Genomic DNA, 12,831 nt, shown 5'->3' with positions numbered 1-12,831 from the left:
ATATGGCAGTAGCAGAACTTACCGTTAAAGAAAGCCTTCAAGCGCTTAATAAATTACAGAAAATCCACTCTAAAATTGATGAAATAACAGTACTGAAAGGGGAACTTCCGATGGAGGTGAGCGACCTGGATGATGAGATCACTGGGTTGGATACACGAATGAAAAATCTGGATGCAGAATTAAAGTTGATTGAATCTGATATTGCAGACCGCAAAAATTCTATCATTCAAAGTAAAGAGCTGATTAAAAAATATGAAAAGCAGCAGGCCAACGTAAAGAACAGCCGTGAATATGATGCATTGACGAAAGAAGTGGAGATGAATAATTTGGATATAGAACTGAATGAAAAGAAAATATTAGCTGCCTCTACTACGAAGGAGTTGAAAATTCAAATTCAGGAACAGTCCAAGGAAGAATTGGTTGTGAAGCAAAAAGAATTGAAAAAGAAAAAAGAAGAATTAGAACACATCATAGCTGATACCGAAAAAGAAGAGGCGGATTTTCAGAAAAAAGTAGCTAAAGCGGAGAAGGATTTGGATCCACAAGTATTAGCTGCTTATTATCGTATTCGCAATAATTATCGCAATGGTTTGGCTGTTGTTAATGTGGAGCGTAATTCATGCGGTGGGTGTTTTGCAGTGGTTCCTCCTCAGGTACAATCAGAAATTAAGCAAGCAAAGAAAATTATTATCTGCGAACATTGCGGCCGTATTCTTATGGACGATGTTTCGTTGGAAAGTTAATATTCCACTATTGCATCCGATGTAATTCACATTGCATCTTACACATAAATCTTTAGAAGTGGTTTTAATAAACAGGATTGGTGTATGCGTTATATTTTTGTTTTTTTTGAATAGCGCCATTCAATCACAAACCTTTGATTTTAATTCCAATTGCACTTCTGCACATCAATACATTCAATCGCTGCAATTTACTGAAGCAAAAAAAATTCTTGTTAATGAAAAAGCAGCGAATCCAAATAATTTAATTCCCTATTTCTTAGAAAATACCATTGATTTTATTTCCATTTATATCAGTGAAGATAAAACCACTTTTGATGCGCTATCAAAAAATAAAGATATACGACTCAACAAAATAAAAGCAGGTGATAACACTTCTCCCTACTATTTATATTGTCAGGCAGAAATACAAATTCAATGGGCATTTGCAAGGTTGAAGTTTGAAGAATATGTAACTGCATTTAATGAAGTACGCAAAGCATTTCTTATGTTGGAAGAAAACGATCGTAAGTTTCCATTTTTTATCGCCAACAAAAAAAGTCTGGGAATGCTACATGCTATTGTGGGTGCAATTCCTGATAAATATAAATGGGGAGTTAGCATTTTAGGCATGGACGGCACAATTGACCAAGGCATGTTTGAATTAGAATCTGTTATTAATTATTCAAAAACCAATACATTTCTTTTCACACAAGAAGCATATTTATATTATGCATTTCTTTCACTCTATCTACAGAAAGATGATACAAAAGCTTGGAACATGGTGAAAGATCTGGATACAAAAAATAATTTGTTGAATACTTTTTGTGTGGCAAGTATCGGTATGAGAACCGGAAAAAACAATGAAGCAATTACTGTATTAAATAATCGACCAAAAGGAAGCAACTATTTCCCATTTCCCTTCCTTGATTTTTTACAAGGACTTGCACATTTACGAAAATTAGATCCCACCGCAAGTATTTATTTCAATACTTTTCTCAGCAACTTTAAAGGAAAAAATTATATTAAAGAAGCCTATCAAAAATTGGCTTGGAATGCATTGTTGCAAGGGGATAAAATAAAATATAAAGAGTACATGCAATTATGTATTGCTAAAGGTGATGATATAATTGACGACGACAAGCAAGCATTGTTAGAAGCAAAAAGTGGCTATATTCCCAATATTGTATTATTGCGCTCCCGATTATTATTTGACGGTGGATATTATAAAGAAGCATTAAAAAATCTGGAGGGATATTCTACAGATAATTTTACTGAGCCCCGTGAAAAAGCAGAATTTACTTATCGGGCCGGACGCATTTATCACGCAAGTGGAAACCCATCACAAGCAAAAGGTTTTTATTTTTCTACAATTAAATACGGAGAAAATCTTCCGCAATATTTTGCTGCAAGTGCTGCATTAAAGCTGGGCGAAATTTATGAGCAGGAAGGTGATTACACAAAGGCAAAACAGTATTTTGATAAATGCATTGCTATGCGCAATGAAGAATATAAAACGGGACTCGACAGTCAGGCAAAGGCGGGTTTAAATCGTTTAAAAAGTAAATAGTTAGTTTTTAATAAACTTGCCGTTATAAGATATTTTTTCACCGGAAATATGTATCAAATAAAATCCTTGAATGAATTCTGAAATATTTAATTGCATTACAGAAGTTGCCTGCATTGTTTGTGATAACACATTTTTTCCCTGCATATCAGTTATAGTTATTTCAATTGTATTATCTATTTCAGGTAAAGTAAAAAAGTATATTATCATTTGCAGGATTTGGATACAACTGTATTTGTCCGTAAGCAATAATATCTTTTACATCCACCACACCCAACTCTTCAAAATCTATTGGATCGCCCCACACTTCCAATCCTTTTTGAAACCATACCTGATCTTTAATAATATAATTTGCTACGTCAGTAGAATCTTTATAATGCATAATTCCAATGCCATCTCCATATCTCTGTTCAGGTAAATAAATATTATCCGAATTACTTAAACAATTTTCGCTTGCATCATAATCAAACCAATCAAATACTTCTTTATAAGCTCTACCCCAATAAATAGTATCCGATTTGAAAAAATCAGAATACCCAAAATTATTTGCTTGCAGTAAAGTCATTTCCAATGAATCCAGAAAAGCATAATCAGCATAACGATAAGTAATAGTTACTGTATCAATAGTGCGAATCGTATCCGGTGCTTCAAATCCGGAAGACGTTGCTTCCCAAGCAGCATGATACATTACATATTTTACGGAATCTGCATATTGTGTTTTATCCAACACAAAAAACTTTTCTTTTTTCAAACTGTAAATTGATTCTATATCTCCAATTAATTTTTCAGTGATATAATGAAATTCGTTGCCGAGTTGGAAGTTGAATGCATCATAAACTGTAACATCCGTAACTGAGGTATCCGGATTATTTCTTCCAAACAATTTGAAACTTGAAGTATCTACCGGAAATTCATTTATATTATAGAATCTGGACAAGCCATAATTCTTAGTCATATCCACGTATGCAGTATCTAACCAGTGACTTGTGATTGGTAAATCATTCATATCAAACACTGATAATTCACACCGTTTTAAAGAATCAAATACTGTCCCTACAATAGTTAAGTATAATGGAGTTGTGTATTTTGCTGTTACATAATCTCCATTTTCAAAAGTGTAAAATTTCCATTCCTCATTTAAAGTAGCACCGGGTTTGAAAAATATACTATCACCATTTCGATTAAATAAAATATCATATCCATTTTCATTTACTAAATATTTAGTACCCAGTATTGAAGTATCTTGTGTATAGAATAAGCATTCTAAAATCCCGGCATTATTTGTATCTATCAAACTATTAAAAAAATAAATGGAGCCTTCAGGTACATCCAATTGATTAATGATTTTGGAAAAATAAATAGTGGAATCACTCTTCTGATACGTTAAAGTATGTTCAACGGGAAATATATGAAATGACTGAGCAAATAATCGCTCACTCATTAATGATAAATGCATTATCAAAACAAATACAAAACCAATTCTAAATTTTACAATCATAAATTTTTAAAATTTTAATAACCCACATAAAACCATTTAAAATATTCTCATCACCTGAATAAAATATTCTTTCCATCCCCACTCTTCACCGTACCAAGGTGCAATATAAATATAGCTCAACATTATATTGTAATAGGAAAGCGATAATAAAAAAATTATGGATAAAAACCGCACCCAAATTTTATTATTAAATACAGTAACATTTATAAAATAGGCGAAGGGAATAGCTAACAATGCATAATATTCTACGAAACATCTATGTCCAAATGAACCTCCAAACCACCACATGTGCCAACTGCCAAAAATATAACTGGCTAATATAAATATCAGCAAAACCAACCATGCATTAGTATGCTTTTTATATATCATCACAATTAAACTTACTATAATCACTAATGCTAAAGGCGTATAAATAAATAAGCCATTCCAAACGCTAAACCAAACATCAAGAAAATGTGGAGTCATCCAACTTGTAAATCCTTCGTCGCCGTATGAATAATTGACAATAGATCCGCTTGTGTAATCCCAGTATATAAACTGCGGAATAAATGGAATAGCAAATGCGAGCGCTGCAATTAATATTTTTTTTAATGAGCCTAAAAACAAAGTGAGTCTGTTTTTAATCTCCGAAACATGGTTTAAAGAATACAATAGAGGGAATAATCCGATTATGATGTTTGAAGGTCTTACTAAAGCTATAATTCCTAAAATAAATGAAAACCAAAACAATCGTTTTATAGAAAATTCATAAATAATTTTTGGTGTTAAAAAAATAAATAACGCCATTAAAAAAAAGGAATACACATGCGACATACCTGGCTCATCCAAGGTATAATAATATAAGTTAGTGCCTACAAATAAAAAAAATGCAGTGACTATTACAGTTTCAATATTATAGCTTTTTAATAAAAATAAACAGACAAAGTACAAACCTAAAATCATGTAAAACGAGCCAGCTACAATTATTGCAGCTCGATAGGGATAAGAATAACCTGTTGCTAGATCTGGGTTTATAAAAGATGCAAATAAATGTGTGGTGAGGAAGAACGGTAATTGCAAAATTGCAACACCACAAGTATACTTTGTATAAATGATTCCGGTTGCAGAATCAGGAATAAACTGTTTTGTATAAGCTATGGGAATATCCTTAAATCCATGATAAATAAACACTGCGGGTAAATACATATAATACCCTTCAGCATCTGAATAAATCACCCCTTCAGCTCCATGTTTATTTTTATTAAACCCAAAATATATACTTGTTGCAAATAGTAACAGGCAGAAATAGATAATAGGCTTTATAGTTTTATTTCCAATAGTTAGCTGCATTAAGTTGTAATGTGATTTGAATATTTTGTAAAACTGAATATTTAAAATTACAACCTATACTTTTGTAATCAACAAGTAAACATTATCACATTGCAAGTTCAGAAAAACATAAGCTTACAAGCATACAATACATTCGGCATAGCAGTGAATGCGCAACAGTTTGTTGAAATAAATGAAATGTCCGATTTAGAATCCCTACCTGAAATAGTGAATAAAAACGAAAACATACTTATACTCGGGGGTGGTAGTAATTTGTTGTTCACTCAAGATTATAATGGATTGGTAATTAAAAATAACCTGAAAGGAATTACACAGACTAAAGAAGATACAGATACAATCTTAATTAAAGCTATGGCGGGAGAAACATGGCATAACTTAGTAATGTTTTGTGTTGAAAATAATTTTGGTGGTATAGAAAATTTATCCTTAATCCCAGGTTGTGTCGGTGCTTCACCTATTCAAAATATTGGTGCTTATGGTGTAGAATTGCAAGATGTGTTTGTGGAGTTAGAAGCGATGGAATTGCAAACTGGAAAAATAATTACTGTAGATAAATCTACTTGCAATTTCGGTTATCGCAACAGCATTTTTAAACATGCTTGGAAAGGAAAGTATATCATCATTTCTGTTACGCTGCAATTGCAAAAAAATCCAACATTGAATACAAGTTATGGTGCTATTCAACACACATTATCAAAAAATAATATTACCAATCCAACAGTAAAAGATATTTCTGATGCAGTAATAGCAATTCGCCAAAGTAAACTTCCGGATCCTGCTGTGATTGGCAATGCAGGAAGTTTTTTTAAAAATCCGGAAGTAGAAAAATCGGTGTATGAAAATTTGAAAAAACAATTTCCGGATATACCCGGCTATCCCACATCAGAAACGACAACTAAAATTCCTGCGGGTTGGATGATTGAACAATGTGGCTTTAAAGGCAAGCGCATTGGAAACACCGGCGCTCATAAAGATCAAGCATTGGTATTAGTAAATTATGGTGGAGCAACAGGTAAAGAAATAATAGCACTTGCTATTCAAATTCAAAAAACAGTGTTTGAAAAATTCGGCGTAACGATAGAGCCGGAAGTGAATGTGTTTTAGTGAATGGTGAATAGTGAATGGTGAATGGTGAATGGTGAATAGTGAGGAAAAAAAATAAGCAATAGGCAAAAGGCAAAAGGCAATTGTAAATTATAAATGGTAAATGGTAAATTAATGAGTGATGATTTTTTTCATTGTCAATTGTCAACTGTCCATTGTCAATTTAAAAAGTCAATTGTCAAAGTTTTTTAGCCAATAGCTAACGGCTAAAAGCTAATAACCTTTTAGTAAGTGATGAGTTTTTTTATTGTCAATTGTCAACTGTCCATTGTCAATTTTTCTTCCGCATCTTCTCCATCATATCCCACATTTTCTCAGGCACTTTTTCAAGCATATTAAATTCACCTGCACCTTTCAACCATTCGCCGCCATCTATTACAATCACTTCGCCATTTACATACGCACTGAAATCAGAAACTAAATACGCAGCGAGATTTGCTAATTCCTGATGATCACCTGCACGACCAACGGGTATTTTTTTCGCAAGATCAAAATCATCTTCCAAACCCGGCGGAATTAATCTACTCCATGCACCTTCTGTAGGAAACGGTCCGGGTGCAATTGCATTTAATCTTATTCCATATTTCGCCCATTCAACCGCTAATGATCTTGTCATAGAAAGTACGCCTGCCTTTGCAACAGCACTAGGCACGACATATCCTGAACCGGTAAATGCATACGTAGTAACAATACTCATAACAGTACCTTTTAATTTTTCTGCAATCCAATATTTTCCTAATGCTAATGTGCAATTATAACTGCCTTTTAAAACAATGTCAACCACAGTATCAAATGCACGATTGGATAATCTTTCTGTAGGTGAAATAAAATTTCCTGCTGCATTATTTACAAGCACATCCACTTTTCCAAAATGCGCTATTGATTGTTGCAACATGTTTTCCACTTCTTCATAATTGCGCACATCACAAGCAAGAGCTAAAATTTTTCCACCTGTTTTTGCAGCTAATTCATCCGCTGTTTTTTGCAATACATCCAACTTTCTGCTGGTAATAATTACATTGGCTCCCAACTGTAAAAAATAAGTGGTCATGGATTTTCCTAATCCTGTTCCGCCACCTGTTACAATTATCGTTTTATCTTTTAATGTGCCATCACGCAGCATCGGTTCATTATACATAACTTCGTATTTTAAAAATTTCTGTTGCAGTAAATCTACTTAAAATGACTATGAATAAAAACGATATTGAAATTAAAGTGCGGGGTTATCATTTAGATCTGTATCAACATGTAAATAATGCACGCTACCTTGAATTTTTGGAAGAAGCTCGTTGGGCCTATTTTGAAACAGTGCTTATTGATGGTATTTTCGACGCACAAAATTTAGGATTTGTTGTGGTTAATATAAATATCAGTTATCGCTATCCCGCATATCTGAATGACACATTAATAATGCACACAACAGAAAAAGAAATTGGGAAACGCAAAGTGATTCTACAACAGTTAATTACCAATAAAGCGAATAATAAATTGATTGCAGAAGCCGATGTAACATTTGTGATTGTAGATAAATCAACCGGTAAATCGGTGGACTTAAGTGAGGATATTTTGCAAAAGGTATTTCCGAAAAAAGTTAATTGATTTTGAATCCCCACAGAGTTCTCTCTGGGTAACACTGCGGAAACACTAGGGTTAAAACAGTATGATGTGAAAAGCAATATTCAAATAATAATTATTGTAACTGTATTAATCACAAGTTGTTTTTTATTTAGTGCCTGTCAAATTAATGGTACTTCACAAGGACTAATCGGCTATTACAATAAAACCAAAGACCTCTCCCCCGATTTGTTAGTTGAAGATTATCCTGAAGAAAATTTATGTAATGTAAAAAATGATTCTGTTCCTCAGATATATATAGTAAATGGTATTGCACTTAAAAAATGCATCAGTCAAAGTAGTGAAGCACTTCTATATATATGGTCTCCACATTGTAAAGGAAAGTATTGTTATAGTTTTGATCTTCTACAAGAATATTGTACTAATAAAAAACTTGAATTATTTATTGTAGCTGAATATTATGACTACGATTTAATGAATAAAAATTATATTATTGACAAACCAATTTTTGGAATAGATACAAAACATTATCACACTCAATTTACATCTCAATATAGATCCAAATTCATTTTTGATTTAACACAACAAAATCAATATTTTCAAGGGAATTTCTTTTACTTTCAAGAAGGAATTTTTATAAAGTCAGTTGAAAATTTAGATTCATTATAATTTTTCTTTTCTCATATTTACCACTGTGCAATTCGTTAATCAAGTATTAGGAAGCTTTTAAAAATCCTGTATCAAAGAATCTAATTATTACTTTAGCTAAATGTTTATCAAAACTACATATCAAAATATAAATAGAACAAGCATTATTTGATTCCCACAAAATTTCCTGCGATTATCACTATGAGAGCACAACACACAAAAGTTTATCTATCATGAAAATGTATTTTTCCTTTTCTATTTTATTCTTATGCTTTGCTTCTGCATCCGCACAATCACCACAGTTTATAAATCCTGTTGATGCTGTTTATATGGAAGATTATTATCTCGTGAATTATGTGGATTGGAAATGGACAGATATTGGCGATCATCAATGTAATGAAAAAACCTATGATGGACATCAGGGTACAGATTTCGTAATTCGGAATTTTAATCAGATGGATAGCGGTGTAAATGTTTTAGCTGCTGATGATGGTGTAGTCACTTTTGTACTTGATACTTTATTCGACAGAAATAAAACAGCAGTGAGTGGAGGTTTCGGAAATTATATTTGTATTAAACACGAAAATTTAATGTACACCTATTATGCGCATTTGAAAAAAAATAGCGCTACAGTTTCTGAAGGTGATACAATAATTGCAGGTGAAATTATCGGACAAATTGGTAGCTCGGGTTTCACCAGCGATCCGCATTTACATTTTGAAGTTTGGTACGATTCACTTTATAATATTGACCCATTCGAAGGCCCTTGCGGAAATGCAACTACATTATGGATAGACCCCTTGCCGTATGTTTATACTTTTGGAATTATTGACTATGGGACAAGCAATTTTATTCCCACACTCGATACACTGAAAGAACGACTGCCAACAATTCCTGTTTTTTCTGCTGATGATGAAGTAATTAATTTCTGGATGCAAGGCTATGGAGTAAAGGCCGGTGACGTTAGTACAGTGCAATGGTTTACACCTTCCGGTGAGCTTTGGTATCACTTTGATTATATACATCCCGAAGAACTTTGGTATTACTATTTCTGGTCATATATTGATATTCCACCGGATTCTCCTGCAGGTATTTTTACAGTAGTGTATTTATTAAATGGCGAGGAAAAAATCACTACCACATTTGAACTTACAGCACCTGTTGTAAATACTTTTGATCTTGATAAAACTATTTCTGTTTTAAGTTTTAATAATGCGATTACATTACAATTTACTTCACCACATGAAGAGGATAATCAAATTACTGTATTGCAAACTGATGGCAGAATTTTATATGCAGATAAATTATCAGCAGGAACAACATTTCATTCAATTGAAACTTCACATTGGTCGAAAGGAATTTATATACTGAACATTACCGGAAAGCAAAATTTTAATAAGATGTTTTGGGTGTATTAATTATAGTTGAATTCCAACAGAGTTCCCTTCAGATAAATAGGAATTCAACATTATAAATACTTAAAATCTAAGTTCAATATTTTTTTACGGCATATGAATAGTTGCACCAGGTCCAATTGGTAATCCAAGCAATACCCAGATGACTAATAATAAACTCCAACCGATTGTAAATACAATTGTATAGGGAAGCATTGTAGAAATTACAGTACCTATTCCCGCCTTCTTATCATAGCGCTGAATAAATGCAACAATGAGTGCGAAGTAACTCATCATCGGTGAGATAATATTGGTAACACTATCGCCAATGCGATATACCATTTGTGTGTATTCAGGAGTGTATCCCAACAGCATAAACATCGGAATAAATACCGGCGCCATAATAGCCCATTTCGCAGATGCACTCCCCATAACAAGATTAATAGAAGCAGCAATTAAAATAAATAATAACATGAGTGGTATGCCTTGTATGCCTGTTGATTTTAAAAAATCAGCACCATTAATTGCGGTTATCAACCCAAGATTTGTCCAGTTAAAAAACGCAACAAATTGCGCAGCAAAAAACACAAGAACAATATAAGAACCTAAAGTCTCCATTGCTTTTGCCATGCCTTTCATTACATCGTTATCACTGCGAATAGTTTTTGCACCAATGCCATATGCAATACCACAGGCTGCTGAAGAAATAAATAATAATGCAACAATGCCTTGCAGAAATGGTGAATGCAAAATACTATGTGTTTCCGGATCACGCAAAAAACCATTTTCAGGAATTAATCCCCAAAGAATTAATCCCGTAAAAATCAAAGCAGTTATAGCAGCATATCGCACTCCTTTTCTTTCATCTTTGCTCAGGGTTTTTATTTCTTCCGCTGTTTCATCACCATGATAAGTGCCCAATCGGGGTTCCACAATTTTTTCAGTTACCCATGTACCTAAACCTGTTATTAAAAAAGTAGAAACAAACATGAAAAAATAATTACAAGCAGGATTTACTAAATAAGAAGGATCAATAATTTTTGCAGCTTCGGTAGATAAACCGGCAAGTAACGGATCAACAGTTCCTAATAATAAATTAGCACTATAACCACCACTTACACCGGCAAATGCGGCTGCTAATCCTGCGAGTGGATTACGACCAACAGCAAGAAAAATAATTGCAGCTAAGGGCACTAATAAAACATAACCCACTTCACTTGCCGCATTACTCATCACCCCTGCAAATACAATTACTGCAGTTAATAATCTTTTTGGTGATGATAACACAAGCATGCGTAACAGTGCACCTATTAATCCTGAACCTTCTGCAATTCCAATTCCTAACAATGCAACCAATACAGTTCCCAATGGTGCAAATGATGTGAAATTGGTAACCAATTTTGTGAGGATCATTGCCAAGCCTTCACGACTTAATAAATTAAATACTTCTACTGTTTCACCTGTGCCGGGATGCGCAACACTTACATTAAATAAACTGATAATTCCGGAAAGAACTATTACAAGCAAAGCCAACAATGCAAATAATGTTGCGGGATGTGGCAATGCATTTCCGATACGTTCAACTCCGGACAAAAATTTATCTGTCCATGTTTTTTTTACGGGTACACCTGTATTCATCAAAAATTATTTGGTTGAGAAAAATTAAGTTAAAAATTAATATTCGTTGTAAATCAAAAAGTAAGTTTACTTAATGCCTGATCCAAGCTTTTTAAAGAACCTGCCACAGCATCCATTGTGCAAGTGCCGATACTTAATCGGAACCATGGCGATTCTTTTGAAGAACCGAATGCATAAAAAGGCACAAGACCTATGCGTGCTTCATTTAATAAATAATTAGCAACATCTGCCATTGTATTAATAGTATTTCCATCCGCAGTTTTTGCACCACGAAAATCAATGCGCACGGTTAAATAAATAGCAGCTTCGGGAGGAATACATTCCACAGGAAAACCTTTTTGTTTTAATCGGGTAAAGCCTTCATAAAATCCATTGAGACGATCTGAAATCTGTCTGCGAAATTTCATTATAAATGCATCTACCTCATCTTCCATCTGCAAAAATTTTGCTGTTGCTACTTGTTCCGCTTTCGGACTCCATGCACCGATATGAGAAATGATAGCTTTCATTTTATCAATAATTGGTTTAGGGCCAAATGACCAACCCACTCTTACACCAGTTGCAGAAAATGCTTTTGAAATACCATCCACATAAATTACATAATCACGCAATTCAGGTCGCAAGTTCACCGGATCATAATGCTTTGTATCACCATTAGTAAGCATCCAATAAATCTGATCATATAAAATATATAAAGGCTTTGCATTTTCATCACGGCTATTATTTTCTTCAATCACTATATCGCAAATTGCAGATAACGCTTCTTTAGAAAATGTAGTACCTGTTGGATTTAATGGAGAACATAATGCAAGTAATGTTGCACCTTTTAAATGCGGTTTTAAATTTTCTGCCGTTGGCATAAAATTATCTTCAGGTGTAGTTTCTATAAACACCCCACTTGCTCCTGATAAATGTGTATAATGATTATTATTCCATGATGGACCGGGATAAATTACTTTATCACCCGGATCGAGTAAGGTGCGAAAGACTCCATAAATTAAAGGTCTTGCTCCACCGCTAATTAAAAATTCATCGGGAGAATAATCTAAGCCTTGATATTTTTTAATAAATCCGGAAGCAGCAACACGCAATCTTTCAATACCATTTGCCATTGGATAATTAGTTTCCTTATTGCGATATGCTTCAATAATTTCATTCTCCAAAATTAGAGGAATTGGAAATACATGCGGATCAAAATCACCAATGGTTAAATTATAAATCTGTTCGCCTTTTTTAATCTTGGCATTTATCTCATTCGCCAATTTTATAATTTCTGAGCCAATCAGATTTTCAGCCATTGCTGATACATTGAGTTTATGCTGTGTAGCCATACCGGTTGCTGTCATAGGCGCAATTTAG

General features: G+C 33.5%; 12 protein-coding genes. 6 read left to right on the top strand and 6 right to left on the bottom strand.

Annotated elements, in window-relative coordinates; translation table 11 throughout:
* The first annotated feature begins 2 nt into the window (after nucleotides 1-2).
* A complete protein-coding gene (locus tag IPN31_00385) occupies nucleotides 3-743 on the top strand; it encodes a hypothetical protein (protein MBK8680377.1) in 741 nt (246 codons plus the stop codon).
* A gap of 106 nt (nucleotides 744-849) precedes the next feature.
* The gene (locus tag IPN31_00380; protein MBK8680376.1) at nucleotides 850-2,289 is read left to right on the top strand and encodes a tetratricopeptide repeat protein; all 1,440 of its coding nucleotides are present in this window, start codon (nucleotides 850-852) and stop codon (nucleotides 2,287-2,289) included.
* Here the strand turns inward: IPN31_00380 and IPN31_00375 are convergent, their stop codons facing one another.
* The 3 genes from IPN31_00375 to IPN31_00365 are packed head-to-tail and all read right to left on the bottom strand — an operon-like array spanning nucleotide 2,290 to nucleotide 5,113.
* Nucleotides 2,290-2,496, bottom strand: a complete 207-nt coding sequence (locus IPN31_00375; GenBank protein ID MBK8680375.1) for a T9SS type A sorting domain-containing protein — start codon at nucleotides 2,494-2,496, stop codon at nucleotides 2,290-2,292.
* Nucleotides 2,468-3,784, bottom strand: a complete 1,317-nt coding sequence (locus tag IPN31_00370) for a hypothetical protein (GenBank protein MBK8680374.1) — start codon at nucleotides 3,782-3,784, stop codon at nucleotides 2,468-2,470. Before IPN31_00370 ends, IPN31_00375 begins: the two co-directional genes overlap by 29 nt.
* 36 nt (nucleotides 3,785-3,820) lie before the next feature.
* A complete protein-coding gene (locus tag IPN31_00365) occupies nucleotides 3,821-5,113 on the bottom strand; it encodes a hypothetical protein (protein ID MBK8680373.1) in 1,293 nt (430 codons plus the stop codon).
* A 90-nt stretch (nucleotides 5,114-5,203) separates the two neighbouring features.
* Here IPN31_00365 and murB point away from each other — a divergent pair, with 90 nt between their 5' ends.
* Nucleotides 5,204-6,217 carry a UDP-N-acetylmuramate dehydrogenase gene (murB, locus tag IPN31_00360; GenBank protein MBK8680372.1) on the top strand — a complete coding sequence of 338 codons (1,014 nt, stop codon included), beginning with the start codon at nucleotides 5,204-5,206 and terminating at the stop codon, nucleotides 6,215-6,217.
* A gap of 271 nt (nucleotides 6,218-6,488) precedes the next feature.
* On the opposite strand, the gene IPN31_00355 is transcribed toward murB, so the two are convergent.
* Nucleotides 6,489-7,355 (bottom strand): SDR family oxidoreductase, encoded by an 867-nt coding sequence (locus IPN31_00355; GenBank protein MBK8680371.1) that lies wholly within the window; start codon nucleotides 7,353-7,355, stop codon nucleotides 6,489-6,491.
* A 50-nt stretch (nucleotides 7,356-7,405) separates the two neighbouring features.
* On the opposite strand from IPN31_00355, the gene IPN31_00350 reads away from it, so the two are divergent.
* The 3 genes from IPN31_00350 to IPN31_00340 all read left to right on the top strand — a co-directional run bounded on the left by IPN31_00350 (nucleotide 7,406) and on the right by IPN31_00340 (nucleotide 9,858).
* Nucleotides 7,406-7,816: an acyl-CoA thioesterase gene (locus IPN31_00350; GenBank protein ID MBK8680370.1), complete on the top strand. Its 411-nt coding sequence runs from the start codon at nucleotides 7,406-7,408 to the stop codon at nucleotides 7,814-7,816.
* A gap of 66 nt (nucleotides 7,817-7,882) precedes the next feature.
* The gene (locus IPN31_00345; protein ID MBK8680369.1) at nucleotides 7,883-8,461 is read left to right on the top strand and encodes a hypothetical protein; all 579 of its coding nucleotides are present in this window, start codon (nucleotides 7,883-7,885) and stop codon (nucleotides 8,459-8,461) included.
* 212 nt (nucleotides 8,462-8,673) lie between these two features.
* Nucleotides 8,674-9,858 carry a peptidoglycan DD-metalloendopeptidase family protein gene (locus IPN31_00340; protein MBK8680368.1) on the top strand — a complete coding sequence of 395 codons (1,185 nt, stop codon included), beginning with the start codon at nucleotides 8,674-8,676 and terminating at the stop codon, nucleotides 9,856-9,858.
* Between the two features lie 84 nt (nucleotides 9,859-9,942).
* Here IPN31_00340 and IPN31_00335 read toward each other — a convergent pair whose 3' ends face one another.
* Nucleotides 9,943-11,472: an AbgT family transporter gene (locus tag IPN31_00335; GenBank protein MBK8680367.1), complete on the bottom strand. Its 1,530-nt coding sequence runs from the start codon at nucleotides 11,470-11,472 to the stop codon at nucleotides 9,943-9,945.
* A 53-nt stretch (nucleotides 11,473-11,525) separates the two neighbouring features.
* The gene (locus IPN31_00330) at nucleotides 11,526-12,770 is read right to left on the bottom strand and encodes an aminotransferase class I/II-fold pyridoxal phosphate-dependent enzyme (protein MBK8680366.1); all 1,245 of its coding nucleotides are present in this window, start codon (nucleotides 12,768-12,770) and stop codon (nucleotides 11,526-11,528) included.
* Nucleotides 12,771-12,831: the final 61 nt, after the last annotated feature.

The organism is Bacteroidota bacterium (assembly GCA_016715425.1).
GTDB lineage: Bacteria > Bacteroidota > Bacteroidia > Chitinophagales > BACL12 > JADKAC01.
The sequence above is the reverse complement of the archived record's forward strand: the minus strand, read 5'-3'. Positions and strand labels throughout refer to the sequence as shown.

Excerpts from the sequence above, each read along its gene's own strand:
- IPN31_00385 (MBK8680377.1), top strand. The coding sequence starts at position 3 with ATGGCAGTAGCAGAACTTACCGTTAAAGAAAGCCTTCAAGCGCTTAAT.
- IPN31_00375 (MBK8680375.1), bottom strand. The coding sequence starts at position 2,496 with ATGATAATATACTTTTTTACTTTACCTGAAATAGATAATACAATTGAA.
- IPN31_00370 (MBK8680374.1), bottom strand. The coding sequence starts at position 3,784 with ATGATTGTAAAATTTAGAATTGGTTTTGTATTTGTTTTGATAATGCAT.
- IPN31_00365 (MBK8680373.1), bottom strand. The coding sequence starts at position 5,113 with ATGCAGCTAACTATTGGAAATAAAACTATAAAGCCTATTATCTATTTC.
- IPN31_00355 (MBK8680371.1), bottom strand. The coding sequence starts at position 7,355 with ATGTATAATGAACCGATGCTGCGTGATGGCACATTAAAAGATAAAACG.
- IPN31_00350 (MBK8680370.1), top strand. The coding sequence starts at position 7,406 with ATGAATAAAAACGATATTGAAATTAAAGTGCGGGGTTATCATTTAGAT.
- IPN31_00340 (MBK8680368.1), top strand. The coding sequence starts at position 8,674 with ATGAAAATGTATTTTTCCTTTTCTATTTTATTCTTATGCTTTGCTTCT.
- IPN31_00335 (MBK8680367.1), bottom strand. The coding sequence starts at position 11,472 with ATGAATACAGGTGTACCCGTAAAAAAAACATGGACAGATAAATTTTTG.
- IPN31_00330 (MBK8680366.1), bottom strand. The coding sequence starts at position 12,770 with ATGGCTGAAAATCTGATTGGCTCAGAAATTATAAAATTGGCGAATGAG.